The sequence below is a fragment of the Alphaproteobacteria bacterium genome (genome assembly GCA_016699305.1).
GTDB lineage: Bacteria > Pseudomonadota > Alphaproteobacteria.
The window spans coordinates 493,137-517,468 of record CP064970.1 but is presented as its reverse complement, the minus strand read 5'-3'; the positions used below and the strand labels follow the sequence as shown (position 1 = coordinate 517,468).

The 24,332-nt window shown below is 58.1% G+C and carries 23 protein-coding genes and 1 pseudogene; 7 read left to right on the top strand and 17 right to left on the bottom strand.

Annotated features, from left to right (window positions below):
* The first annotated feature begins 139 nt into the window (after window positions 1-139).
* Window positions 140-748: a hypothetical protein gene (locus tag IPI58_02380; protein QQR69534.1), complete on the top strand. Its 609-nt coding sequence runs from the start codon at window positions 140-142 to the stop codon at window positions 746-748.
* A 159-nt stretch (window positions 749-907) separates the two neighbouring features.
* Here IPI58_02380 and IPI58_02375 read toward each other — a convergent pair whose 3' ends face one another.
* Together IPI58_02375 and IPI58_02370 are read right to left on the bottom strand one after the other, a co-directional pair.
* Window positions 908-1,240, bottom strand: coding sequence for a hypothetical protein (locus IPI58_02375; protein ID QQR69533.1), 333 nt, complete (start codon window positions 1,238-1,240; stop codon window positions 908-910).
* 182 nt (window positions 1,241-1,422) lie between these two features.
* The gene (locus IPI58_02370) at window positions 1,423-2,580 is read right to left on the bottom strand and encodes an FIST C-terminal domain-containing protein (GenBank protein ID QQR69532.1); all 1,158 of its coding nucleotides are present in this window, start codon (window positions 2,578-2,580) and stop codon (window positions 1,423-1,425) included.
* Window positions 2,581-2,697: 117 nt separating this feature from the next.
* Between IPI58_02370 and IPI58_02365 the strand changes: the two genes are divergently transcribed.
* The 3 genes from IPI58_02365 (at window position 2,698) to IPI58_02355 (ending at window position 6,637) form a co-directional block, all read left to right on the top strand.
* Complete coding sequence (locus IPI58_02365) at window positions 2,698-3,354, top strand: hypothetical protein (GenBank protein QQR69531.1); 657 nt, start codon at window positions 2,698-2,700, stop codon at window positions 3,352-3,354.
* 110 nt (window positions 3,355-3,464) lie between these two features.
* The gene (locus IPI58_02360) at window positions 3,465-6,137 is read left to right on the top strand and encodes a chemotaxis protein CheW (GenBank protein QQR69530.1); all 2,673 of its coding nucleotides are present in this window, start codon (window positions 3,465-3,467) and stop codon (window positions 6,135-6,137) included.
* A complete protein-coding gene (locus IPI58_02355) occupies window positions 6,134-6,637 on the top strand; it encodes a chemotaxis protein CheW (protein QQR69529.1) in 504 nt (167 codons plus the stop codon). Before IPI58_02360 ends, IPI58_02355 begins: the two co-directional genes overlap by 4 nt.
* Window positions 6,638-6,649: 12 nt before the next feature.
* On the opposite strand, the gene IPI58_02350 is transcribed toward IPI58_02355, so the two are convergent.
* The 4 genes from IPI58_02350 to IPI58_02335 form a co-directional block, all read right to left on the bottom strand.
* The gene (locus IPI58_02350) at window positions 6,650-8,038 is read right to left on the bottom strand and encodes an NAD(P)(+) transhydrogenase (Re/Si-specific) subunit beta (protein QQR69528.1); all 1,389 of its coding nucleotides are present in this window, start codon (window positions 8,036-8,038) and stop codon (window positions 6,650-6,652) included.
* 65 nt (window positions 8,039-8,103) lie between these two features.
* Window positions 8,104-8,526: an NAD(P) transhydrogenase subunit alpha gene (locus IPI58_02345; GenBank protein QQR69527.1), complete on the bottom strand. Its 423-nt coding sequence runs from the start codon at window positions 8,524-8,526 to the stop codon at window positions 8,104-8,106.
* Window positions 8,527-8,582: 56 nt separating this feature from the next.
* Window positions 8,583-9,008: a hypothetical protein gene (locus IPI58_02340; protein ID QQR69526.1), complete on the bottom strand. Its 426-nt coding sequence runs from the start codon at window positions 9,006-9,008 to the stop codon at window positions 8,583-8,585.
* 26 nt (window positions 9,009-9,034) lie between these two features.
* Window positions 9,035-10,189, bottom strand: a complete 1,155-nt coding sequence (locus IPI58_02335) for a Re/Si-specific NAD(P)(+) transhydrogenase subunit alpha (protein QQR69525.1) — start codon at window positions 10,187-10,189, stop codon at window positions 9,035-9,037.
* A gap of 107 nt (window positions 10,190-10,296) precedes the next feature.
* Here IPI58_02335 and IPI58_02330 point away from each other — a divergent pair, with 107 nt between their 5' ends.
* Window positions 10,297-11,160, top strand: coding sequence for an inositol monophosphatase (locus IPI58_02330; GenBank protein QQR69524.1), 864 nt, complete (start codon window positions 10,297-10,299; stop codon window positions 11,158-11,160).
* Between the two features lie 151 nt (window positions 11,161-11,311).
* Here the strand turns inward: IPI58_02330 and IPI58_02325 are convergent, their stop codons facing one another.
* The 4 genes and pseudogenes from IPI58_02325 to IPI58_02310 all read right to left on the bottom strand — a co-directional run bounded on the left by IPI58_02325 (window position 11,312) and on the right by IPI58_02310 (window position 14,180).
* Window positions 11,312-11,827, bottom strand: a complete 516-nt coding sequence (locus IPI58_02325) for an adenine phosphoribosyltransferase (protein QQR69523.1) — start codon at window positions 11,825-11,827, stop codon at window positions 11,312-11,314.
* Entirely contained in the window at window positions 11,824-12,792 is a 969-nt protein-coding gene (locus IPI58_02320; protein ID QQR70010.1) for a mitochondrial fission ELM1 family protein, read from the bottom strand. The genes IPI58_02325 and IPI58_02320 overlap by 4 nt, the downstream gene beginning before the upstream one ends.
* Window positions 12,793-13,062: 270 nt before the next feature.
* Window positions 13,063-13,908, bottom strand: a complete 846-nt coding sequence (locus tag IPI58_02315; protein ID QQR69522.1) for a hypothetical protein — start codon at window positions 13,906-13,908, stop codon at window positions 13,063-13,065.
* 200 nt (window positions 13,909-14,108) lie between these two features.
* Window positions 14,109-14,180, bottom strand: a pseudogene (locus tag IPI58_02310) (hypothetical protein).
* Between the two features lie 285 nt (window positions 14,181-14,465).
* Between IPI58_02310 and rmuC the strand changes: the two are divergent.
* Together rmuC and recJ are read left to right on the top strand one after the other, a co-directional pair.
* A complete protein-coding gene (rmuC, locus tag IPI58_02305) occupies window positions 14,466-15,749 on the top strand; it encodes a DNA recombination protein RmuC (GenBank protein QQR69521.1) in 1,284 nt (427 codons plus the stop codon).
* 17 nt (window positions 15,750-15,766) lie between these two features.
* The gene (gene recJ / locus IPI58_02300) at window positions 15,767-17,551 is read left to right on the top strand and encodes a single-stranded-DNA-specific exonuclease RecJ (GenBank protein QQR70009.1); all 1,785 of its coding nucleotides are present in this window, start codon (window positions 15,767-15,769) and stop codon (window positions 17,549-17,551) included.
* A gap of 96 nt (window positions 17,552-17,647) precedes the next feature.
* On the opposite strand, the gene era is transcribed toward recJ, so the two are convergent.
* The 7 genes from era to IPI58_02265 form a co-directional block, all read right to left on the bottom strand.
* Window positions 17,648-18,580, bottom strand: a complete 933-nt coding sequence (gene era / locus IPI58_02295) for a GTPase Era (GenBank protein QQR69520.1) — start codon at window positions 18,578-18,580, stop codon at window positions 17,648-17,650.
* Complete coding sequence (rnc, locus tag IPI58_02290; GenBank protein QQR69519.1) at window positions 18,577-19,269, bottom strand: ribonuclease III; 693 nt, start codon at window positions 19,267-19,269, stop codon at window positions 18,577-18,579. Before rnc ends, era begins: the two co-directional genes overlap by 4 nt.
* A complete protein-coding gene (gene lepB, locus IPI58_02285; protein QQR70008.1) occupies window positions 19,266-20,039 on the bottom strand; it encodes a signal peptidase I in 774 nt (257 codons plus the stop codon). Before lepB ends, rnc begins: the two co-directional genes overlap by 4 nt.
* Window positions 20,040-20,196: 157 nt before the next feature.
* Window positions 20,197-20,595 carry a holo-ACP synthase gene (locus tag IPI58_02280; protein QQR69518.1) on the bottom strand — a complete coding sequence of 133 codons (399 nt, stop codon included), beginning with the start codon at window positions 20,593-20,595 and terminating at the stop codon, window positions 20,197-20,199.
* A 323-nt stretch (window positions 20,596-20,918) separates the two neighbouring features.
* A complete protein-coding gene (locus IPI58_02275; protein QQR70007.1) occupies window positions 20,919-23,174 on the bottom strand; it encodes a bifunctional (p)ppGpp synthetase/guanosine-3',5'-bis(diphosphate) 3'-pyrophosphohydrolase in 2,256 nt (751 codons plus the stop codon).
* Window positions 23,175-23,269: 95 nt separating this feature from the next.
* Entirely contained in the window at window positions 23,270-23,668 is a 399-nt protein-coding gene (locus IPI58_02270; GenBank protein ID QQR69517.1) for a DNA-directed RNA polymerase subunit omega, read from the bottom strand.
* 117 nt (window positions 23,669-23,785) lie between these two features.
* The gene (locus IPI58_02265) at window positions 23,786-24,295 is read right to left on the bottom strand and encodes a hypothetical protein (GenBank protein ID QQR69516.1); all 510 of its coding nucleotides are present in this window, start codon (window positions 24,293-24,295) and stop codon (window positions 23,786-23,788) included.
* Window positions 24,296-24,332 lie beyond the last annotated feature (37 nt).

The window sequence follows — 24,332 nt, the reverse complement described above, 5'->3', positions numbered from 1 at the left end:
GGCAAATGATGGGATTCGAAGCATGTCTATCACCGCAGAGATCAGATGTGTGCGCTGAAACCGTCCTCTCCCCCCCCCCCCCGCACGCTGGTCATCGGCGTCTGAATCAGGCATAGCCATCGGGCCGATTCTGTGGGTGGTGGCGATTCTGGCTGTTTTGGCCTCTGCCATTGCGGCGGGGTCGGGTTCGTTCAATGGCGATATCTCTGCCGTCAGCGCCAAGGCCCAGGCATCCGCCATTCTTGGATATGCCAATGAAGTGAAATTTGCCGTGGATAGATTGATTGCTAAGGGCTGCACCGATACGGAAATCAGTTTTGAAAACCCTATCGCTAGCGGCTATACAAATCCAAATGCCCCATCCGATAAATCCTGCCATGTCTTTGATGTCAATGGCGGTGGGGTGTTGTTCAACAAATATCATCCAAGCTGTAGTAACATCAATTTCAAAACAAATCATGCTCTAGGTCACAACATGAAAAATATTGGTGATTCAGAAAAAGCCGATATATATATGAGATTAAGTTATTGTGGTATTTTATTATGCAACGCATACAATAATCTTGTTGGGATAAATAATTTAGTCAACTATGATGGGCATATGTCTACAGATAATTTTGTTGGAACATATCTTGATGGAGGTGGCTTCTATACTCCGAATATTAATATATTGGGGAAACATTCTTACTGTGCTACGTTCGGGGGCGGAGATTATATAGCCCTCTATTTTGTTATTCTCGCACGGTGACACTTCAAAAACAGTTATCCTGCCTGACCATCGGGGTTACATAGCCTTTATCTGCTATCTACAGGCCATGCCCTTTTAAAATGCCCGCCTCTCGTAGGAAAGGCGGGCATTGTTAAAACCGAAATACGGCGTGTTTGTGCGCATGCGCGCCCTAACGATTTATTCCGATGTAGAGCCAGATTTGCCGCCATGCTCAGCACGGTGTTCTTGTCTCTTTTGCTGACGCTCTTCCATTTTTTCTTTGCGTTCTTCCCGGCGCGCCTCACGGATAGTCTTCATGCGCTGATGCAATTCTTCCATACGCTTGTGATCGGCTTGCAGCTGTTCCCGCTCGGCCTTCATCTTGGTGTGCAGCTGCTGCATTTCTTGATGCAATTGCTGCACTTCGGGATTGCCCTGCGCGCCATGCATGGCTTCCTCTGCCGAAGCTGGGATAGTCATCATGAGCGGCAAGGCGAGTATGGCGGCGAACACTGTGGTGGTTATTTTCATGATCGGCTCCCATCGGCAGGAAAGTGAATTCGGGCGAGGTACCCAGATCACTGTCTGGATGACCCCGCGACAGGAAACTAAGGGATAAATGATGAAGAAAAGTTTAACAAACGGGGTGCCTTGAGAAATTTATCTTGCCGCCGCTGTTATCTTGATAACTGAATGATATATATTATACTTTTCTATGAAAAAACGCACAGAACGCCGCTTTGCCCATGTAGGCGACCGTGGAATATTTCTCCGCCTGCGAACATGCCCACCAGCGGAATGCCGCCCAATTCGTATTGGATCAACTTGAGCTCTTGGCTGCCAGGGCCGAATAAGTGGGTGCCGCGCCCTAGGCAAGAGATATACAATGCCCCGCGCGCGGGCGCACATAGACGGCGTTTCAGAGATTGTACCATCTGTCGCAGGTCTTCGCGCGCGGCTGTGGCGTCACGCTTGGTGAAAGACAGGCGACGTCCACGCTCGACCGGCTCCATCAAGGCCAGCCAGCCAGCCGTGCGATTTATCCCCACGACAGGGCGCACGATATAATCCCCCGTATCGCTGCCAGGAACGGAAAGGGCTACATATAGGCCGTCTTCGATGCTTGTGGCTGTCGTCTCGCTCTCACCGCGCTGGCTCATGTCTTCGCGCAGCACATCCAACGCAAGACGGCCATCCAGCTCGGTGATCAGATTGTCCTCGGTCCCGGTAATGACGTAAAACGAACCTCTTGGGATGCAGGCCTGGGTTAGTCCCACGCTGACAGGCAAGCTACCCCCGCGCAACAGGACCCCAGAAATCCCACCTGCAGTAAAGCTGTCCGCTAGCTGAATGGCCGTGCCGCGACAGGCGACAATGCCGCCCACCATGAAGCATCCCGTTTCCAAGGAGATGGAATCCAGCAGAGAAAGCAGATCATCTTGGCGCGGATCGGCGTGGACGATGGCAAAAGGTGGCAGATCGTCCTTGAACCATTTTTGCGCTTGCTGTGCCAGCTCGGTCACATCGCTGGGCCGTTGAATAGAGAACATGTGGATATTCTCGGCAGGCACATCTAACAACATGATGGCCGCCGCAGGCTGGTCAAAAATCTCCTTGTCCAACGCGCACAGCCCCACGCCAACCGTACCTACCCAATGCGAGACGCCGGTGATTCGGCGCAGCAGAGTCACCAGGCTGCTCAGATCATCGGCCAGATGGTCACTGACATAGACAAGCCCCAGATTGCAGTTACCGATTTCTCCGAGCTTTAGCAGGCATTCCTTGCCGATAGAGGACCAATCCTCGCCGGTGGCGTAGGCGAAAGGCAAAGGCCTTGCATGCGGAGGAGGATTTGTGTTCCCAAGTGTCATAAGGTCGTCTCACTCTCGATATAAATTGCCGGATAGCATCGCATAAGATTGACGCCGCGCGCGCGTTCGGCCATTTTATCCCCATCTTGTTCATCGGGCCAGCCCCACGAGGTCACCGTGATTTTGGATATGCGCATCCTGGAGTTGCTGACTTCCAAGGTCTGTCATGACCTTGTTAGTCCTGTGGGGGCCATCAACAACGGCGTTGAGCTGATTGAAGAGGTCGGCGGCGACACGGTGGGCGAGGCGATGAAGTTGATCGCGGCCAGCGCAACGCAAGCGGCGCGCCGTTTGCGTCTCTTCCGCATGGCCTATGGTCGTGCGGGTAGCGAGGCAGGGTTGTCTGTGCAGGATGTGCGTGCGATTGCCATGGCACATTTCGAAGGAAGCAAAACGGAACTGACTTGGCCCATGGACGTGCCTTCCCACGCGATAGTCGAAAGACGTGGCGCGCTTAAGGTATTGCTGAACGTGATCCTCATGGCCGAAGAATGCCTGACTTATGGGGGATCAATGAAGGTGGAGGCGGGCTCGGAAGGGGATCCGAACAGCTGCCGAATCATTTCTTCGGGAAGGCAAATAACCATATCGCCTCAGTCCCATGCGGCCATGCTGGGCGAGCTGCCGGTGATGGAAGTGTCGCCACGTACGATACAGCCTTATATTGCGGGAACATTTGCGCGGCATTTTGGTTTGGATATCGCATGGGCCACCCTGGGCGAAGGGGTAGGGCAATTTACGTGTTCTTTGGCGTCTGTTCCGCTCGACCGCTAACGGCTTCTTAAGTAATTCTCCCCATTCTGTTGTCTGGCGCTATCTGCTCTCGGCCTCGTAGGCGGAGGTGGTGCGCGTACGATCATTTACCCGTTCTAGGGGGCACTCATATGGATGATATGTTGGGCGAATTCCTGACGGAGACGAACGAGAATCTCGCGCGTCTGGACACGGAATTGGTGAAGCTGGAGCGTACGCCGAATGATCCGGCATTGCTCAGCGATATCTTTCGCATCATTCACACCATCAAGGGCACATGCGGTTTCGTGGGGCTGACACGCCTTGAAGCCGTGGCGCATTCGACGGAAAACGTCCTTGGCAAGTTCCGCGACGGTTTGCTTCCGGTGACGCCCGATGCGGTGACCTTGATCCTTGAGTCCTTTGATTGCGTCAAGAACATTCTGGCTTTCCTGGAAGCAACCGAATCGGAACCGGAAGGCAGTGATTCAGACCTGATCGGCCGACTCAATGCGCTCGCCGAAGGCAAGAAACCAGCTCCGGCGGCTGTGGTCGAGAGCGCTCCAAAAGCAGTCATACCTGCCAAGGAAGAGACGGCGAAGGAAGAGACGGCGGCGGTTGCTAAGCCTGCGGCACCGATGTCTGAGTCCGTGATCGAGGATGAAGACGGTGGTGACGAGATGAGCGGTACTTCCGTGGTCGCGCCGCATGCCGCAGCCAAGCAAAATGATAAGGAACCGGCGTTGCCGCAAGAATCTGCGGTGTCCGGACAGAGCATACGTGTCAGCGTCAATCTGCTGGAAGCCTTGATGACGACGGTCAGCGAATTGGTGCTGACGCGCAATCAGCTTTTGCAGATCATGCGCAATCAGAAGGACAGCGACTTTGCCGCGCCGTTGCAGCGCCTGAACTTAATCACCTCTGAGATCCAAGAAGGGGTGATGAAGACCCGTATGCAGCCGATTGGCAATGCATGGGCCAAGCTGCCGCGACTGGTGCGCGATCTGTCGGTCGAATTGGGCAAAAAGATCGATCTACAGATGCGCGGCGCAGAGACCGAATTGGATCGTCAGGTCTTGGAGATGATCAAAGACCCGTTGACCCATATGGTGCGCAATGCGGCGGATCATGGTTTGGAAAGCGCGGCCGAGCGCGCGAAGGCTGGAAAGTCCGATACAGGACATATCCAGCTGAACGCCTACCATGAGGGCGGACATATCATCATTGAGGTCGGCGATGACGGTCGAGGCCTGAACCTTGACAGGATCAAGACCAAGATCGTGACCAACGGCTTGGCCAGTGAACAAGATCTGTCGGCGATGACTCCGCAGCAGATTTATCAATTCGTGTTCCGCCCGGGATTCTCGACGGCTGAGAAAGTAACCAATCTTTCGGGGCGCGGCGTCGGCATGGATGTGGTTAAAACCAACATCGAGAAAATCGGCGGCACGGTGGATCTAAGCTCTACACCGGGGCGTGGTTCACGCTTCATGATCAAGATCCCGCTGACTCTGGCTATCGTCTCGGCGTTGATTGTCGAATGCGCGTCCGAACGATTTGCCATCCCTCAGATATGCGTGATTGAGCTGGTGCGCGCGAGCGCCCAAAGCGATCAACGTATCGAGCGCATCCACGATACCCCGGTTCTGCGCCTGCGCAACAGGCTGCTTCCTCTGGTTTCATTGCGTTCGTTGCTGAAGCTGGGTGACAGTAAGACTGGGAGCGACAAGGAAAGTTTCGTCGTCGTCACGCAGATCGGCACGGTGACCTTTGGCATCATGGTCGATCGCGTGTTTGACACCGAGGAAATTGTGGTCAAGCCAGTGGCACCGATCTTGCGTCATATCGGCTTGTTCTCGGGCAACACCATTCTGGGCGATGGCAGTGTCATCATGATCCTTGATCCCAATGGGATTGCCTCGGCTGTGGGTGAGATCCAGATATCCAACGATACGGCGGATATGGAGAATAAGGCGCGCGCCTCGCGCAGCGATGGTGCCACCTCGCTGCTGTTGTTCCGTGCGGGCGACAGCGCTCCCAAGGCCGTGCCTTTGGCCTTGGTCGCAAGGCTCGAGGATATCGATATGGCCACGGTGGAACTGTCCAACGGCAAGCCTGTGGTGCAGTACCGTGAGAACCTTATGCCGCTGGTGCCCATTGATCCTTGCTACGACATGCCAAGAGAAGGGCATCGGCCGGTCTTGGTCTTCTCGGATCAAGAGCATTCGATGGGCTTGGTGGTCGATGAGATCATCGACATTGTCGAAACGCATATGGCGGCACAGCTTTCCGGAGACCGTCCCGGCTTCCTGGGCAGCGCCATCATCGCGGGCCATGCCACCGATATCATCGATACGGTTTATTTCCTGACTCAAGCCTTCCATGACTGGTTCGGTACGGCCGAGGATGGCGACAGGGGCCGCACCAAGATACGTGGGCAAAGGGTGCTTCTGGTCGATGACAGCCCGTTCTTCCGCAACCTGCTTAGCCCGTTGTTGAACGTGTCTGGTTATCAGGTCACGGCGGTGGAAAGCGCGGAAGAAGCCCTCGGTCTGCGCGAATCGGGTGAGGTCTTTGATGCGATCGTCAGCGATATTGAAATGCCAGGCATGAACGGCTTCGATTTCGCCCGCGCGGTGCGCGGCGACGAGACATGGCACAAGGTACCGCTGTTGGCCCTGTCCTCACATGCCAGTGAGGAAGCACGCAGTGAAGGACGTGAGGCGGGCTTTGACGATTATGTGGCCAAATTCGACCGTGACGCCGTGCTGGAAAGCTTGGCGCGCGTCGTCAAAAGCCATGCCGGCGAAGGGAGAAAAGCATGAAAGAGCACAGCGAGAACCGTGCCATTCAAAAGCATGTCAGCGGCCCAGCCGTTGAGGCGATAGCACGGCGGGATTTCGTCACCATGACGGTGATGGATCAGGTGTTCGGCATTCCCGTGTTGCAGGTGCGGGATGTGTTGGCTCCCCAACGCATCACGCGCATTCCTCTGGCGCAGCCAGAAGTGGCCGGGTCGTTGAACTTGCGCGGCCATATCGTGACCGCCATCGACGTACGCCGCCGCATGGGTTTACCTCCTCGTGAGGACGGTAAGGCCAGCATGAGCATCGTGGTCGATAACAAAGGCGAACTCTACAGCCTGCTGGTGGACAGCGTGGGCGAGGTTCTGAGCTTGCCCGAAAGCGACTTCGAGGAAAATCCGCCCACGATGGATGAACGCTGGCGCGGCGTTTCGCAAGGCATTTACCGGCTGGACAAGACCCTACTGGTGATCCTGGATATCACGCGCTTAATGACGTTCCTGAGCGCAGAAGCTGCTTAATTCAGGACGCCGTTAGAGCGCCTTGACGATGCTTTCGCACATCTGCTTGGCATCGCCGAACAGCATCATCGTGTTGTCCCTGTAGAACAACTCGTTCTCGACGCCGGCATAGCCCGATGCCAAAGAGCGTTTGACGAACAGCACCGTGCGCGCCTTTTCCACATCCAAGATCGGCATGCCGTAAATGGGCGATGCGGTGTCTGTGCGGGCGGCGGGATTTGTAATGTCATTGGCGCCGATCACAAAGGCGACATCCGTCTGGCCGAAATCGCGGTTGATGGTCTCTAATTCAAAGACATCGTCATAAGGGACATTGGCTTCGGCCAACAGCACATTCATATGGCCTGGCATGCGCCCTGCCACTGGGTGGATGGCATAGCGCACCTTGACGCCCGCCTCCTTCAACTTGTCCGCCATTTCCCGCAGGGCATGTTGGGCCTGGGCCACGGCCATGCCATAGCCGGGAACGATGACCACGCTGCTGGCGTTCTTAAGGATATAGGCCGCATCCTCGGCGGATCCCGCCTTGATCGGTCGATCCGAAGCGCCTGCGCCCGCCGCGCTGGACGCCGCATCGCCGCCGAAGCCGCCCATGATGACATTGACCAAAGAGCGGTTCATGCCCTTGCACATGATATAACTAAGGATGGCACCGCTGGCACCCACCAAGGCACCCGTGATGATCAACAGCTTGTTATCGAGGGTAAAGCCGGTGGCCGCCGCCGCCCAGCCCGAATAGCTGTTCAGCATCGACACCACAACGGGCATATCTGCGCCGCCGATGGGAACGACCAGCAGGACTCCAAGGGCCAGAGAAGCGGCCAACAGGAACCACAGCGCCCATGGGCTTTGTCCCAGGCATAGCCAAACGGTGCTGAACACCACAATGCCGCCCAGGACCAGATTGATCATGTGGCGCATCGGCAGCATCAAGGGTTTGCCCGACACCAATCCTTGAAGCTTAGAGAAAGCCACAAGCGAGCCGGTGAAGGTGACCGCGCCGATGGCCGCGCCCAGCGCGATTTCGATCAAGCTGGAGGCATGGATGGATCCGGCTGTGCCGATATTGTAGGACTCGGGTGCCAGAAAGGCTGCCACGGCGACCAAGGTCGCGGCCAGACCGACCAGGCTGTGAAAGGCCGCCACCAATTGCGGCAGAGCGGTCATCTTGATCTTCAAGGCGACTGTCGCCCCGATGGCTCCGCCCAGTGCCACGGCCAGCAAAATAGCCCATAGGTTCGCCACTTGCGGTAGCAATAGGGTGGCTACAATGGCGATGCCCATACCCGCCATTCCCAAGCGATTGCCCTGCCGCGCCGTTTCCGGCGAGGACAGACCACGCAGCGCCAAGATAAAACAGATCGACGAGACCAGATAGGCGAACAGAATCATGCTGTGCATGGTGCGTCAGGCTCCTTGAGGAACAACACTATCTCCCACTCTTACGAGACGAGAACGGGAGGGAATCAAGCAGACGGCGTTTTCTTGCGATACATGGCCAGCATGCGCTGCGTGACCATGAACCCGCCAAAGATATTCACCGAGGCCAAGGCCACCGCCACCAATCCCATCACCCCCGCTGCCGTCATCTCCTGGGGGCCTGCGGCGATCAGCGCCCCCAGAATGATGACCGAGGAAATGGCGTTGGTCACGGCCATCAGGGGCGCATGCAAGGCTGGTGTCACGCGCCAGACGACGTAGTATCCGACAAAACAGGCCAGCATGAACACCGTCAGGCCCATTAGAAAGGAATGGCCGCCGCCCATATCCATGGGTATCGAACGCGCCAGCTCGGCCGCCTGTCCGGCCTGGTCGCGCGCGAATTCGGCCAACTTTTCCTGTTCTTGGGCCAGGGTGTTCAAGGCTTGCGCCAAGGAATCAGGCGTCATGATCGTTGCTCACCGGCAAAGTTGAAACAGTCAGAGTTCCCGCCATGGTCGGCAGATTACTGCGCTACAGGAGGCTTCTGGGGGGCGTACTGAGGCGCGGCCATCTCATCGGGAACGGGAGTCGGTGCAGGATGCATGGGCGCACGACGCACATAAGACGGCATCACATTAGGCATGCGTCCAGGTTCAACCGTATCCGGCATAGGCACGATCATCGCATTACGCGGCCTGTTTAACTGCCTAACTTGATCACTTAGCATCATCTGTCTCATGGACAGCTTATCCATCCGCGAGGATAGTAGGTCGACTTCATCTTTCAGAGGCTTGATCACAACAAATTGCATGAACCCAACATGCAGCCCCAATAGAGTGATGCAGACTACGATTACTTTAATCCACATTAGTGTTTCATTCCAACCCCAGAATGTCGAGTTGTTGCCATTTTTTCCTGAGGCGTTGCTCGATGAGTTCTTGGCGGTCATGACGGTGTCTCCCTTAAGAAGGTTTGTCAGGTTGCTGATTCTACAAAAGCAGGATGGACGATCTTGCCGCCTTGCGTCAATGCGACGGCCTTGAGGATTTCATCATCCCATAGCGGCTTCAACACGCCATCGGTCAGTGGCAGTAGAGCCGAAACGAAGGCAAAAACGTTGCGCGCATAAAGCGACGATGCGTCCGGAGCCATCATAGAAGGCAGTCCTACCGATCCCATGATGATGACGCCGTGATGATCAACCACCTGGCCAGGCAAGGCACCCTCGCAGTTGCCGCCTTGCTCTGCCGCCAGATCGATGATGATTGCCCCGGGTTTCATGGCGGCCAGCATCGCGGCATGGATGATGCGCGGCGCGGGGCGACCGGGGATTAGAGCCGTGCAGATCACGATATCTTGCTTCTTCAGAGTCTCGGCCAGCAATTCGGCTTGGCGACGTTTATAGTCGTCGCCCATTTCCTTGGCATAGCCGCCGGCGGTCTCGGCTTTGGCGCTTGCGGCCTCATCCACCGTCAAGAAGGTGGCCCCCAGGCTTTCCACCTGTTCGCGCGCGGCGGCGCGAACATCGGTGGCGGTGACGATGGCCCCCATGCGGCGGGCGGTGGCAATGGCCTGCAGACCCGCGACACCGGCACCGACGATCAAGACGCGCGCAGGCGCGATGGTGCCCGCGGCGGTCATCATCATCGGGAACAGATGCGGACACGCATAAGCGGCCTCGATCACGGCGCGATAGCCGGCTAAATTCGATTGACTGGACAAAACATCCATGGTTTGGGCGCGCGTGATGCGCGGCACCATTTCCAGAGCAAACGCATCGATCTCGCCACTTGCATAGGCCGACACGGCCAAACGGTCGGCATAAGGCGAAAGAGTGCCAACCAATTTAGCACCCTTGCGGATATGGCCCAGCTCGTTCGCGCCTTCGGCGGCGGTCAGGGGGCGTTGGACTTTAAGCACCAGATCGGCACTGCTGAGCGCGTCGCGCGGATCGGGAACGATGCGCGCTCCCGCTTGGGCAAAGGCGTTGTCCGTAAACAGCGCCGATGCGCCTGCGCCGGTTTCGACCATGACTTCCCAGCCTAGGCCGACGAATTTGCGCACGGTCTCGGGGCTGGCGGCCACGCGGCGCTCACCTGCGCGAAGTTCTTTGACGACTGCGATTCGCATTATCTCGACTCACCATGGACAGTTGGCTCGAACAAGACTGCCTGATTTCCTTCTTCTTGTGAAGCAGGGTATGCTGGTGTGAGACGGGATAAAGGAACGAATACGGGATGATCGAGGCCGCCACATTGCCACAGACCATGCGCGTCGAAGAACTGGTAATAGAGGCTGCAGAAACCGAGTTGATTGGGCGTTTCGGCAGCCTGGCCGAGGGCGAGATTCGCCGTAAGATTCATTTGGACGACAGCGTGGTGACCTTGGCTGATGAATCGATGGAACGGGTCCTGGGGCAGAAATTGCGTCAATTGATTCCATCCTCGCGCGTGGTGGGGGAAGAATCGGTGTCGGCCGCCCCTGATCTGATGCGCCGTTTGGGGGGCGAGAATCCCGTTTGGCTGATTGATCCCTTGGACGGCACGGCTAATTTCGTGCGCGGCGATGATCGCTTTGGCGTGTTATTGGCTTATGTGCAAGGCGGTCGCACTTTGGCAGGGTGGATATATCTTCCAATGCGTGGACTGATGCTTAGCACGACGGTAGGGCATGGCGTGCGCGCCCGCGCGGGGGGGCGTTTAGCGTTCTTGCCGGGACCTCCTCCGGATCCGCCTTTGCGGGGCATGGCGGCGTTGCATCCCGTGCGCGGCGCGCGCAGCAGCAGCGTTTTCGCCAAATACCTCAAGCGTCAGGGATTGAACGCGGATATCACGGCCTGCACGGCGCATGCCTATGTCCAATTGCTGCTTGGACGTATCCAATTCTGCCTGGAAGCGGGCGAGGCCAAGCCATGGGACCACACGGCGGGAGTTCTGGCCGTCCAAGAGGCAGGCGGACACGTTGCCCGACTGGATGGCAGTGCCTATCGTTCCGACCAACCGCTTGGGAGCCTACTGGCCGCGTCTTCGGTGGATATATGGAACGAGGTGGCCCCGGCGGCTCGCAGCGCGGCGGCTGCGACTCTGGCCGAATGCGCCTGACATCTATTCGCGCCGCACTATAGGACGGAACGGACGGATGGCATGGCCGTCGATTTCTTCTGAGGCGGGCAGGCTCTATCGCTTGCTGGCCGAATCCTCGGTCAAGGTCACGCTGCGCTTGGTAAGAGAGATACGGCGCAGTCTCTTTGGGTTAGTCGTAAGAAATCAGGGCATGGCTGGGCAGGTCGCCCAGGTTCTCGCGTCCCTTTAGGGCTGTCAGCTCGATCACGAAACTGGCCGCCACCACTTCGCCTCCGGCCTTGCGGCACAGCGCGGCGGCGGCGGCGCAGGTGCCGCCAGTGGCCAACAGATCGTCCACGATGGCCACGCGCTCGCCAGATGCCAGAGCATCGCTTTGGATTTCCAGCGTGTCGCTGCCGTATTCCAGAAGATAATTATAGGTGATGGTTTCTCCAGGCAGTTTGCCGCGCTTGCGCACCAGGGCCAAGCCGCAGTTCAACTCCAAGGCCAGCGGCGCGCCGAACAAGAATCCGCGCGATTCGATCGCCACGATGCGCTGGAGATGGTAGGGCCGCAACGTCTCGGCCAATTGACGCACCGTCTCACGCAGGGCCAGGGGATCGGCCAGCAACGGGCTGATGTCGCGGAACATGATCCCGGCCTTGGGAAAATCGGGGATGGCGCGAATACGCTCTTTCAGATTCATGGGGTCTCTCGCGGGTTGATGTGTCGAGCCAGCAGGCCGCGCAGATGGGCGGCCACGGCGGCGGTTTCATTCAAGGCATGGCGGGACCAAGTCTCGTACTTGCCCTGGAATGGCCGCGTGAATCCCGATGCTTGAAGGTTCTCGTGGAAGCGGCGGAACTTGCTGCTGCCGCCGGGAATTTCAGCCACCAGAACCGGCTTACCCGCCGTGCAGGCCTCCGAGATCATCGAGGTGCTATCGGCGGTCACGATCACCGTATCCGCCACGGCCAGGAATCCCATATAGGGATTCTCGCCCTGGCCATCCCAGAACCAGGCCGGACAGTCTTGAAGCGTTTCGCGCAAGATCGCCGCGCTTTCCGTGCCGGTACGCCGCGACGTGGTAACCAAAAGCCCCGCGCCGCTGGTCTTGCTCATGGCGGCCAGACGAATGCCTAAGGCGGCGGCGGCCTGGGGCGGCAATTGATGGGAACGGCTGTTGCCGCCGATCAGCACCGCCACCAATGGGCGCGGCAGATGCGCAAATCGCGGTGACCATATGCGCCGCGCTTGTGCAAGCCCTTCGGGGGTGACGCCGTTCAAAGCGCCCAGCGTGTTGATGACCTGCGGTCCGCGCAATCGGTCATGCTTGGGCGCGACGATCAAGTCAAAGCCGCGTGCGCCCAGGGGTGGCGCTTGAATCTGAACCGTCAGGCATCCTTTAGCCCCGCCCTTGCGGCTGGCTTTGCGCAGATACAAGGCGGCGGGAATGGTGCGCCGTCCGCTGGCGATGACCAAATCCGGCCAGGGCGGGTCCAGAGGATCGCTCGTAGCCGCCAGCGCCGCGCGCGATGCGCCGCGCAGGATATGCGGAGCCAATTGCCGCCAGGGACTGCGCAGCTGGATGCGTTTGATGATAGGCGTCACGCCCAGATGCTGGGCCAGTCCCAAGCATTGGTTCAAAGACCCTGCCGCGCCATCGGTCAGGATCCAACAAGTATAGGGGCTGTCGGCCAGGGTATCCTCCCATCATCGGTCGGTGAGAGGATAGAAGGGCTTAGCTTGGCTTGGCAAGGGTTCCCAATCCACGATCCGGTTGATCAACTCAGAAATCCCGCATCACCAATAGCTTCTTTTGTCGCTCCGCTAAATCAAAAAATCCGGCCTACTTCATTGCCCTGTCTTCTCAATACCGCCTGAATTCTTTGAATTAAAACTCAATCCTTGGATCAACACGCTATGAGAATTAACCTATAATTACTTGCCAGAGGACATGTTGAAGAGCAAGTCTTGCGCACTGGTGGGGGCCAGGCTGGCGACGGTCGAGGCCACGCCTTTGCGCAAAGTCTCGGCAAGAGTCAATGCTTGGTTGGCCGTTTCGGGAACGCTGCCATTGGCTTGGGCCAAATGATCGCCGTCTTGCGCCACGCTTTGGCTTTCCCGATCTAATCGTTTTTGAGCATCAACCATGGAGTTGCGCGTCGATTCGGCGGCCTGTTCATATTTTAAGATGGCGTCGATGGCCGTATTCACGGCATCCGATTGATTGACGTCCAGGTTCTCCAAGGCGGAGCGCAAGTCTTGGGCCGCCTGACGCAGATCCTGGCCGCGTAGGCGCACGCTATGTCCGCTTTCCGTATCCAGGGCGTCCGAGCCGGTGCTGACCGACCCATCCCGTAAATCCACGGAAAAGCCGCTTGGGCGCGTGCCGTCCGTCAGGTTGACATCATTCATGCGCGCCATTTTGGTGGCGTCCTGGGCCTCTTGAATGGCTTGGCGCATGCGGATCAGCTCGTCATTCTTTTCAGAGGCGGTGACACGCTCACGCAAGAGACGGCCGACCGATTCACGCGCCTTGAGTGCGGCTTCTTTGTGAGCCTCGGCGGCAGCCTGGGTCAGTTGCGCCAAGCGTTTGGCGTCCGCCAGCGCCTCCATCCGCGCCACGCGGCTTGTTTCTTCGCGCAGAACGCTGCCATCCACCGTGGAGGCGCGCGACGAGCCGGAGGAACGCCCGTTTTCCGGCTCGTTCTTCAAGACTGCGCGCCAAACACTGGCTCCTGCCACCGTTAGGTGGGCAGAAGCCGAGACTGTATCGCTGCTCATGCCCCGATCCTCGGCATCGATTCCTCACCGACTCATTTATATCATTGTGTCGTTACGATTGCGTTTATCTGAGGAGGCGGTGGATAACTCATGACAATCTGCCCTCTTGACTCAGGTCATAAATAAGAACATAACAAGAACACAAAGTGTTTAATAAGCGAACATGGAGGACCGACAATGATCAATGCTCTCAGTATCCATCAAAGAACGGCACCTGCTCCTTGTTTCCAGGATGCGGGGCAGGCTTGGTTATGGGCGGCGACGTGTTTAAGCGGTTTGGCTTTGCCGCCGCCACCGCCCGCGCCTCAGCCTCAAGATATTATGCGCATCGTAGATCGTTTGTATCGGCAGCGACGCCTATTCAGCGACCATTTGCGCGTTTTGGCGTTTTATGGCCGCCGTCGCAGTCCGCCACAACCTCAGCGACGCAGGGAACAAAAGGCCTGGGCCGTCTGGCGCGAGGCGGTGGCGCAGATCGAACCGGCATTGTGTGAGCAAGGCATCGTGCGGCGTTCGGATATGTTGACGAGTCCGTCCTTTGGGTGCGATAGCGGGTTATGAATCTTTTATGGCTCCTGATGGCGGTGGGCGGCGGCATGGCCTTGGGCGGGCTGGCCGTCGGCCTGTGGTTGCGCGCGCGTCTGGCCGTGGCCGAACAGCAGGCGGGGCGCGTCGTACCGCTTGAGGCGCAATGCGCACAGATACAGCAAACGGCCCAGGCCTCGGCCTTGCGCGTGGCCGAGCTTGAGGCCACGCAAAAGGAACTGCGCGCCGCCGCCCAGGAACGCCAATTATGGACCGAAAGGCTGCAACAAACGCTGCCCGACACGTTTAAGGCTTTGGCGGGCGAGGCCTTGCGCGCCAACAGCGAACAGGTGGCCGAGATGGCCCGTTTGCGCGTGACGGAGCCTTTGGCGCAATCTTTGAACAAACTAGAAAGCCAGATTCAGGACATGGAAAAAGCCCGCGCGGGGGCTTATCAAGGACTGCATCAGACGGTTCAAAGCCTGTTGCGCGAAACCGGCCAGTTGGGCAATGCGCTGCGCATGCCGCAGATGCGCGGACGCTGGGGAGAGATGCAGTTGCAGCGCATCCTGGAAATGTCGGGGATGAGCCGCCACGCGAATGATTTTGAAACCCAAGTCCATGTACAGGGCGGGGAAGGGGACGGGCGTTTGCGCCCCGATGTGGTGGTTCATCTGCCCGGTGGCCGGATGATCGTGATCGACGCCAAGACTCCTCTGGACGCTTATGTGGAAAGCCTGGCCGCCGAGCAGGACAGCGCCAAGCGCGAGGCCCTGACCCGTCATGCCAGGCAGGTCAAGAATCATATTCAAAGCCTTTCCGCCAAATCCTATTGGACGCAGTTCAGCCCTTCTCCGGATTTTGTGGTGATGTTCATGCCCGGCGATCATTTTCTGTCCGCCGCGCTGGAGGAGGATCCCGATCTTGTCGAACACGCCTTTGCCCGCAGCGTCTTGATCGCAACGCCTTTGGTGCTGTTGGCTTTGTTGCGCGCCGCCGCCTATGGCTGGCGTCAAGAGAGCCTGGCTACAGAGGCGATGGAAATCGCGCGTTTGGGGCGTGACCTGCATGCCTTGCTGACCAAGCTGTATCAGTCTTTGGGAAAGAACGGCCAGCATCTGGGCAAAGTCGTCGAGGACCACAACAGCTTGGTCGGTTGGTTAGAGCGGCGCTTGCTGCCCGGCGCGCGGCGTTTGGCTCAGATGCATGGCGAGGAAAGCCCCGAAGCGCCTGATGCCTTGGCCGTAATGCCCCGCGCCTTGACCATGGCCGCCGATGAAGGCGAAGATGAAGGCCCGCAGCGCGAAGCTTCGTGAGCGGCCTTTCGGATCAGATGAAGGATGTGCGCGTGACCCAGTCCTTATTGGGCGTTGATAAATCCTTCACCGGGAGGCGCTGGCGTCTGGCCCAGACCGATGAACGCATGGTGCTGGCCCTGACGCAGCGTCATGGTTTGCCCGATATCGTCGGGCGCGTGGCGGCGGCGCGCGGCGTGGATATCGACAATGCCGCCGATTATCTTAATCCCACTTTGCGCGCTTTGCTGCCGGACCCGTCCAGCTTGATCGATATGACGCCTGCTGTGCAGCGTCTGGCCGATGCGCTACGTCGCGGACAAGCCGTGGCCATTCTGGCGGATTACGATGTGGACGGGGCCACTTCGTCCGCGCTGTTCTTGCGCTATGCTGGGGCGTTGGGCGTGGCCCCGCGTTTATACGTCCCCGATCGCATGGTCGAAGGCTACGGCCCCAGCGTTCAAGCCATGCAGGCTTTGGCGAGCGAGGGGATCAAACTGGTGGTCACGGTGGATTGCGGCACCACCAGTTACGCCGCTTTGGACGAAGCCAAGGCTTTGGGCCTTGACGTCATCGTGGTGGACCATCACGCCGCCGAGGCGGCTTTGCCGCACGCTTATGCCATCGTCAATCCCAATCGTTTGGATGAAACGACGCCGCATCGTCATTTGGCAGCGGTAGGGGTGATGTTCCTGCTGCTGGTGGCCACCAATCGACATTTGCGCGAGAGCGGCTTTTTCTCAGGTGATAGACCCGAACCCGACTTGCGCCGATGGCTGGACCTGGTGGCGTTGGGGACGGTGTGCGACGTGATGCCGTTAACGGGCCTCAATCGTGCCTTGGTGACTCAGGGACTGCGCGTGATGAATCAGCGCGCCAATCTGGGCGTTGCCGCCTTGGCCGAAGCGGCAGGATGGGCGATGAACAAGCCGTTGGACGCTTATGCCGCCGGCTTCGTGCTGGGTCCGCGCATCAATGCGGGGGGCAGGGTGGGGGAGTCGTCCTTGGGTTCTCGCCTGTTGAGTACGCAAGACGCGCAAGAGGCGCATAGTCTGGCGCAGCGTTTAGACATGCTCAATGCCGAGCGTCGCGCCATCGAGCTGACCGTTTTGGAAGAGGCCAACCAGATATGGGGCGATGGCGAAGGCCCATGCGTCCTTGTGGCGGGGCAGGGATGGCACCCTGGAGTCATCGGCATCGTCGCCGCGCGGCTGAAGGAACGCTTGGCGCGTCCCAGTTTTGTCGTGGCGCTTGACGGCGATGCCGGCAAGGGTTCGGCTAGGTCGGTCAAAGGCGTGGATATCGGCCAGATGGTCATTGCGGCGCGTCAGGCCGGAATATTGGACAAAGCGGGCGGACATGCCATGGCGGCGGGCTTTTCCATTCATCGGTCGCGCCTGGCGGATTTCCAAGATTTTCTGGACGAACGCATCCGCGCCCTCGACTCCGAAGAACTGCGAAGTCCCAGTTTGCGACTGGATGCCATCTTGACACCCAGCGGCGCGACGGCCGATCTGGTGCGGCGTTTGGAATCCCTGGCACCCTTCGGCAATGGCCATCCTCAGCCGCGCTTTGCCTTTGCCGAATGCCGTGTGTTCAAGGCCGCGCCCGTGGGCGATGGCCATGTACGCTGCATGATCGGCGACGGCGCGGGATCGTGGCTGAAGGCCATCGCCTTTCGCTGTGCCGACACGCCTTTGGGGCAAGCCTTATTCTCGCCCGCGCGCTATCCGTCATGCCATGTCGCCGGAACGCTGAAGATCGACTCGTGGCAAGGCCGCGAGGAGGTTCAGTTGACCATCGAAGATATGGCCGCATCTTGACGGTGGTGATTGGGCTGAGGTTTTTGTTTGCTTGAACACGCCCATAGAAACGGTAAGGAAACTGCTAGGGAGAAGCAAACCAAACTACCTTGCCGCCTATCCTTTTGCGGATGGATCCAGGCCCCAGTCTCGGAAATGCTCGGCGCGTTCGGCCCAATCGGCCTTGACCTTGACATGGACGGACAGATGCACGCGATTTTCTAGAATTTTTTCAAGCTCCAAACGCGCGGCTTGGCCGATGCGTTTCAATTGTTGTCCGCCCGCGCCCAGGACGATGGCGCGCTGCGAGTCGCGTTGCACGAAGATGGTTTGCACGATGCGGACGCTGCCGTTCTTGAATTCTTCCCAGGCCTCGGTCTCGACGGCGGCTGAATAGGGCAATTCTTCGTGCAGCGCCTCGAAGACCTTTTCACGCGTGATCTCGGCGGCGAAGAGGCGCAAGGGCAAGGTGGTCACCTGATCGGCGGGGTAATGCCATGGGCCTTCGGGGGCGTTGCCCGCGATATGGGTCATCACATCCTCCACGCCGTCGCCGGTCATGGCCGAGATCATAAACACATCGGTCACGACGCCAGTGGCCATCAGCTGTTCGGTCAGGGGCAGCAGATGCGGAGGCGGCACGCGGTCGATCTTGTTCAGGATCAAGATCACCTTGCGCTGACGCTTGGCCAGTTCTTCCAAAACGGGCATGACCGCATGGGCCGGACGAGGGCGCGACGCATCGACCAGCAGCAAGGTCATGTCGGCTTCGGTCATGCCTTCCCAGGCGGCGGCCACCATGGCGCGGTCCAATTTACGACGCGGGGCGAAGATGCCGGGGGTGTCAACCAGAACGATCTGGGTTTCTTGGCGCGCCACGATGCCCACCACGCGGCAGCGTGTGGTTTGCGGCTTGCGGCTGACGATCGAGACTTTTTCGCCCACAAGCCTGTTGAGTAAGGTCGATTTTCCCGCATTGGGCGCGCCGATGAGGGCGACGAAGACGCAGCGCGTCTTGGGCGAGGAATCCTGTTCCGATGATGGCTTCACGCCTTGGTGCTCCCTTTGATATGTTCCAGGGCAGCGGCGGCTGCGGCCTGTTGGGCAATGTGCTTAGACGTGCCTTCGCCTTGAGCATCGTGTCCATTTATGCGAACACGAATACGATAAATGGGCGCATGAGGCGGCCCTTCTTGACTCAACGCCTCATAAACAGGCAATGGCCATCCCCGCGCTTGCGCCCATTCCTGCAGGCGGCTTTTAGAGTCTTGCGGCGCGGCGGCGGTTTGGCGGTCGATCAATTTTTGCCATAGACGACGTACCATATCGCGCGCCGCGTCCAACCCGCCGTCACGATAAACGGCGGCGATAAGGGATTCTCCGGCATTGGCCAAGGCCCCGCGGCGGCCCCGTCCGCTATCTTGGCTTAAGGATATGCGTTCGCCTGGCGACAGAATCAGGGACTCGAACAAATTCAGCGTCTCGGCCATCTCTGCTACGCTGTCGCGGCTGACCAGATCGGCGTGACGCCGCGCCAGATCGCCTTCATGCGCGTTGGGGTGCAGGTCGAACAGCCATTCGGCGATCAGCAGGGACAAAACTCGATCGCCCAGAAATTCCAGACGTTCATAGGGGCTGGCCTGGCCCGGTTGGCGCTTGCCGCTGGGGTGTGTCAGCGCCTGTGTCAGAAGCTGTTGATCGTGAAAGACGTAACCAAGGGTCTGTTCCAACGGAGTCATGGCATCATCTGAGCGGGCGCGGCCATCGAAGTTTGGATATCCAGGAAGAACCGCGACCCGCGCAGGGCGGTGAACCATGTCCAAGGCTTCCATACCGACGTGCCTTCGCGGATGGAGAAGACCAGCGTATCGGCACGTCCCACCAGATTTTCAAGCGGCACATAGCCGACCAATTGCGTGCGGCTGTCTTGAGAATTGTCGCGGTTGTCGCCCATCATGAAATAATGCCCTTCGGGCACCAGATATTCGGGCGTGTTATCCAAGGGGTGATGGTCGGATTCTTCCAAGATGATGTGTTCGCGTCCGCCGGGCAGGGTTTCCCGATACACGGTGGCCGAGGCTCCGGGGCCGCCATAGGGCGAGGCCATGCGCACCGTGCCCATATAGGCGCGCGCCACCATCTCGCCATTGATATACAAACGGCCTTCGCGCATCTGGATGCGATCACCGGGCATGCCGATGAGGCGCTTGATATAGTCGGTCTTGCCATCGCGCGGTAATTTGAAGACCGCAACATCGCCCCGCTTGGGCGGCGTGAACATCAGACGGCCATCAAACATTTTAGGAACGAGGGGCATTGTGGACATACTGCTATATCCATAACTGCCCTTGGACACGAACACGAAGTCTCCCACCAACAATGTCGGCACCATCGAGGAAGAGGGGATCGTGAACGGCTCCAGCCCCACGGCGCGCACGACCAAAGCCACCAACGCCGCATAAATAATCAGCCGGATCAAAGAACCGAAGCTGTCCGAAGAGTCGTGCAGCTTGGCCGGGTCGGTCTGGGTTTTGGTGTGTTGAGTATGGCGCACGTTGTTCCAATCCAAGAGTCAGGGGCTTCTTGTGGTGCTTTCATCCCCACGGACGAAAGCTGAGGGAGTAAACCCGACCAGCGGAAAGAATAGCCATCTTTGATCGATGGGATCAAAGCTTTTCCGCAATCTCAATGACCACAAAGGCCAGGGCATAGGGTGGTTCGTCGCTGAGGGAGAGATGGATATATTTATTTGATTCCAAATGGATTCTATCCAAATGCTGGGCAGCTTTGCCATGTAGGCGCAACAAGGGCTTGCCCAGATCGTCTTCGACCACCTCAATGTCTTGCCACGAGATGCCCTGGCGAAAGCCCGTGCCCAGCGCCTTGACGACGGCTTCCTTGGCGGCAAAGCGTTTGGCATAGATGGCGGCAGGGCGGGCATTGGCCTGGGCGCGCTGGCGTTCATGTGCGGTGAACAGACGCTGCGCAAAGCGAGGACCATAGCGTTCCAACATGCGCTCGATGCGGTCGATATCCACAAGATCGGTGCCGATGCCAAGAATCATATCGCCAGGGCCCGTTGGTTCATATGAACGGGGCAGACATACTGAGTAACACGAAGGATGACACTTATTGGTTTATCTCTTACCTCGCAAATGTCATTCCCGCGCATGCGGGAATCCATCACCTGCCGTTGACGATCCTGTGGGATCGCGGAATTTTCTGAACCTCTGTGCCAACCTCCAGGACAGGAGATGGACCCCCGTCTTCGCGGGGGTGACTCTGAAAGGGACGTCTGCTTACAGCCAGAAACGGCGTTTCTTAGATTCTTGCTTCTCTCAACGTCATTTCCGCGCATACGGGAATCCATTTGAATGCTCATGTTTCTTCAGCGTCCGCGCCGACGATCCACCGAACAGACGGCGGACAGGGATCGCAAGGCGGCGGTGACGTTGTTCAGGTGTTTCACATTCTCCACTTCGATATCCAACAGCAATTCAAAGAAATCGCTGGCGCGGTTGGTGATCTTAAAATTGATGATATTGCCGTTGTGTTTGCCGATCGAGGCGGTGACGGCGGCCAGAGAATTCGGCTGGTTGGCCAGGATCATATTCAAACGTCCCACCATCTTGGCCGGTCGCCCATTCTGATCCTCCCATGCTACATCGATCCAACGTTCGGGGCTTTGCGAGAAACTGTCCAGGGTGCCGCAATCGGATGTGTGGATGGTCACGCCTTTGCCGGTGGTCACGATTCCGACGATGGGATCGCCAGGCAGGGGATGGCAGCAACGCGCGAAATGAATGGCCATGCCGGGGATCAATCCGCGCAGCAACAGGGGCGAAGGCGTGGCCTTTTTACCGTTGGGCACCTTTGCCGGCTCGGATTTCGCATGCGTGATCTTGTGCGAGACGCTGGGTAGCTTTTCGACCGGGCGCGGGCGCGTATCGGGAAAGAGGGTATAAAAGACCTCGCGCGGGCTTTGCAGCGAGGCACCGATATTGGCGTAAAGGTCTTCGACCGTGGCGGACTGGAATTGCTTGAGCAGGGGTTCGAGCGCTTTGTCCGAGATATCCTTGTGTTCCTGGCTAGCCAGACGATCCAATAATCCACGACCAAGAGCGATGTATTCGTGGCGCTGCTTTTGCCTGACAAAGCGGCGAATGCGCGAACGAGCGCGACCGGTGACCACAAAACGCTCCCATTCGGGCGAGGGGTTTTGGGTCTTTGAAGTGACGATCTCGACCATATCGCCGTTGCGCAGCGCGGTGCGCAACGGCACCATGCGGCTATTGACCTTGGCTCCGGCGCAGGAATCCCCGATGCGGCTGTGCACGGCATAGGCGAAATCTATGAGTGTGCTGCCGCGCGGCAGAACGATCAAGTCGCCCTTTGGGGTAAAGCAGAACACCTCGTCTTGGAACAGTTCCAGCTTGGTATGTTCCAGAAACTCTTCGGGCTTACCGGCATGCTCCAAGATTTCCAGCAATTCACGCAGCCAGCGATATTGCCGTCCTTCACGCGCCTCGTCACCGTGCTTATAGGCCCAGTGAGCCGCGATACCCAGCTCGGCGATCTCATGCATGGCGCGGGTGCGGATTTGGATCTCCACGCGCCGTTTTTCAGGGCCGACGACGGTGGTGTGTAGGCTTTGGTAGTGGTTCGGCTTAGGCGTCGAGATGTAGTCCTTGAACCGTCCCGGCACCACGGAATAATGACTGTGGATGGCTCCAAGGGATTGATAGCACTCGCCCACGCTATCGACCATGATGCGAAAAGCCATGATGTCGGAGAGCTGTTCGAAAGCGACATTCTTACGCTGCATCTTGCGCCAGATTGACCAGGGTGTTTTTTCGCGCCCGGCGACCTCGGCCTGGACGCCGCCATCTTGCAAGGTGCGTCGCAGTTCGTTGATCACGCGGCTGATAAGGCCGCTGCCTTCCTGACGCAATTGGCCCAGGTGTCCCAAGATGGCCGCGCGCTCGTCGCTATGCAATTCAAGAAAGGCCAGATCCTCCAACTCTTCTTGCATCTGTTTGATGCCCATGCGCTCGGCCAAGGGCGCATAGATTTCCATGGTTTCGCGCGCGATGCGCTGGCGTTTTTCGGGAGCCGACAGAAAACGCAGGGTGCGCATGTTGTGTAAACGGTCGGCCAGTTTGACTAAAAGCACACGAATATCGCGCGACATGGCCAGCACGAATTTTCGGAAATTCTCGGCTTGCTTAAGTTGCTCGCTTTGGATTTCGATGCGAGAAAGTTTTGTGACGCCATCCACCAGACGCAGAACCTGAGATCCAAAGAGTTGCTCGATCTTGTCGGGCGTGGCCAGCGTGTCTTCCAGCGTGTCGTGCAGCAGGGCGGTGGCGATGGATTCGGTGTCCAGGCGCATATCGGCCAGAATGTTGGCCACTTCTACCGGATGCGAGAAGTAAGGCTCTCCCGATGCGCGGAGCTGCGTGCCATGCGATGTTAGGGAAAACTCAAAGGCGCGCCGTAAAAGATCGGCATCGCAATCGGGGTCATAGGCACGCACGCGCGCGATCAAAGGCTCGGGCGATGTCCATGATGAGACGGGGGAAAGAGTAGACTCCGTCTGGGGCTTTGCGGTGTTTGAAACCGACAAAGCGATGGCGGGCGACATCTCCGTAGTGGGGGGGGCAGGAACGGAGAATTCTGTCATGGATTCAGTCTTGCCCGTTAAGGTTAACGAGGCGTGAAAGGGTCCGAGTCACAGACCTATTCGTCTTGAACGTCATCTCCCGTGTCGTCAATGATCTCTCCGCCCTCCTCGTCCATGGTGGACATTTCCGAAGATATCTCGGACTCGCGTGAGTCGCGGCCTGCCCAAGTCATTTCATCAGCCATCAATTCAGCCAATTGCTGTTCTTCTGCCTCGGGCTGGTCTGTTTCTAGGCGCTTTTGATAACCACGAATCAGGCTCTCTTTCAGCTCATCCGGGCTGATTTTTTCTTCGGCGATTTCTCGCAGAGCTATGACAGGATTTTTATCGCGGTCACGATCGACATGGATCATCGCCCCCGAGCCGATCGCGCGTGCGCGATGGGCGGCAGCCATCACCAACTCAAAGCGGTTTGGCACCTTTTCGACACAATCTTCAACGGTAACGCGAGCCATCGGCAGTTCCCCTTGCACGGAGGTTTATTGAAACTTCCGCTGAAACTAACAATTAGTTCGCCGTCTGTAAAGGTAAAGCCTTGCTTTCAGGACTAACGGTTATCGCGAGGGAATTTTTTAGGCCGTCTGATGTCCCGATCTGCCGCTTCCAGGCATGGATAAAGCCATTTGGCGGGAGATTCGTGTCTTGGCTTGCCTTTCTCTTTGCATTTTCTTGGCTTCCATCTGGCGCTTGTCGATGGCCGACCAATTCAGCATGAAAAGCAACAGGAAGAGGATTAACAGTCGGGGATCCTTGGGCTTGCGTTTTGGGTTTTCAAAGCGGCTGGGAGACAGGCTGACCTCGGGTTTGCGACGGCGGTTTTTTTGAGCCAGGGTGTGTATGTCTTCGATCTTGCGGATGCGATTCAATAGTCGGCGCTCTTGTTCTTCGGCAATTTCAATCTCGCCCAGCAACTTGGCATGACGGGGATTATCGGATTGGGGTTTGTCGGGGCTGGCCACGCTGGGGTCAAAGGCCTTGCGGCGCAATATTTTGAGGCGGTCGGAGGTCATTTCCAACCGCTTGGTCTTTCTGGCCAGTTCCCATATCAGGGCTGGGGTGATCTGTGCGTGCAGTGTGGTCATGGCCTATCCCTTGGGCTGACCGGGATAGCATGATACG

What these genes read in the sequence shown, in the direction of transcription:
- IPI58_02355 (QQR69529.1), top strand. Translation starts at nt 6,134, where the DNA reads ATGAAAGAGCACAGCGAGAACCGTGCCATTCAAAAGCATGTCAGCGGC.
- IPI58_02330 (QQR69524.1), top strand. Translation starts at nt 10,297, where the DNA reads ATGATCGAGGCCGCCACATTGCCACAGACCATGCGCGTCGAAGAACTG.
- IPI58_02280 (QQR69518.1), bottom strand. Translation starts at nt 20,595, where the DNA reads ATGATTCTTGGCATCGGCACCGATCTTGTGGATATCGACCGCATCGAG.
- IPI58_02345 (QQR69527.1), bottom strand. Translation starts at nt 8,526, where the DNA reads ATGACGCCTGATTCCTTGGCGCAAGCCTTGAACACCCTGGCCCAAGAA.
- IPI58_02370 (QQR69532.1), bottom strand. Translation starts at nt 2,580, where the DNA reads ATGACACTTGGGAACACAAATCCTCCTCCGCATGCAAGGCCTTTGCCT.
- IPI58_02325 (QQR69523.1), bottom strand. Translation starts at nt 11,827, where the DNA reads ATGAATCTGAAAGAGCGTATTCGCGCCATCCCCGATTTTCCCAAGGCC.
- rnc (QQR69519.1), bottom strand. Translation starts at nt 19,269, where the DNA reads ATGACTCCGTTGGAACAGACCCTTGGTTACGTCTTTCACGATCAACAG.
- IPI58_02335 (QQR69525.1), bottom strand. Translation starts at nt 10,189, where the DNA reads ATGCGAATCGCAGTCGTCAAAGAACTTCGCGCAGGTGAGCGCCGCGTG.
- IPI58_02360 (QQR69530.1), top strand. Translation starts at nt 3,465, where the DNA reads ATGGATGATATGTTGGGCGAATTCCTGACGGAGACGAACGAGAATCTC.
- IPI58_02265 (QQR69516.1), bottom strand. Translation starts at nt 24,295, where the DNA reads ATGACCACACTGCACGCACAGATCACCCCAGCCCTGATATGGGAACTG.
- IPI58_02275 (QQR70007.1), bottom strand. Translation starts at nt 23,174, where the DNA reads ATGTCGCCCGCCATCGCTTTGTCGGTTTCAAACACCGCAAAGCCCCAG.
- IPI58_02375 (QQR69533.1), bottom strand. Translation starts at nt 1,240, where the DNA reads ATGAAAATAACCACCACAGTGTTCGCCGCCATACTCGCCTTGCCGCTC.
- IPI58_02315 (QQR69522.1), bottom strand. Translation starts at nt 13,908, where the DNA reads ATGAGCAGCGATACAGTCTCGGCTTCTGCCCACCTAACGGTGGCAGGA.
- IPI58_02350 (QQR69528.1), bottom strand. Translation starts at nt 8,038, where the DNA reads ATGCACAGCATGATTCTGTTCGCCTATCTGGTCTCGTCGATCTGTTTT.
- rmuC (QQR69521.1), top strand. Translation starts at nt 14,466, where the DNA reads ATGAATCTTTTATGGCTCCTGATGGCGGTGGGCGGCGGCATGGCCTTG.
- IPI58_02340 (QQR69526.1), bottom strand. Translation starts at nt 9,008, where the DNA reads ATGACCGCCAAGAACTCATCGAGCAACGCCTCAGGAAAAAATGGCAAC.
- recJ (QQR70009.1), top strand. Translation starts at nt 15,767, where the DNA reads ATGAAGGATGTGCGCGTGACCCAGTCCTTATTGGGCGTTGATAAATCC.
- IPI58_02270 (QQR69517.1), bottom strand. Translation starts at nt 23,668, where the DNA reads ATGGCTCGCGTTACCGTTGAAGATTGTGTCGAAAAGGTGCCAAACCGC.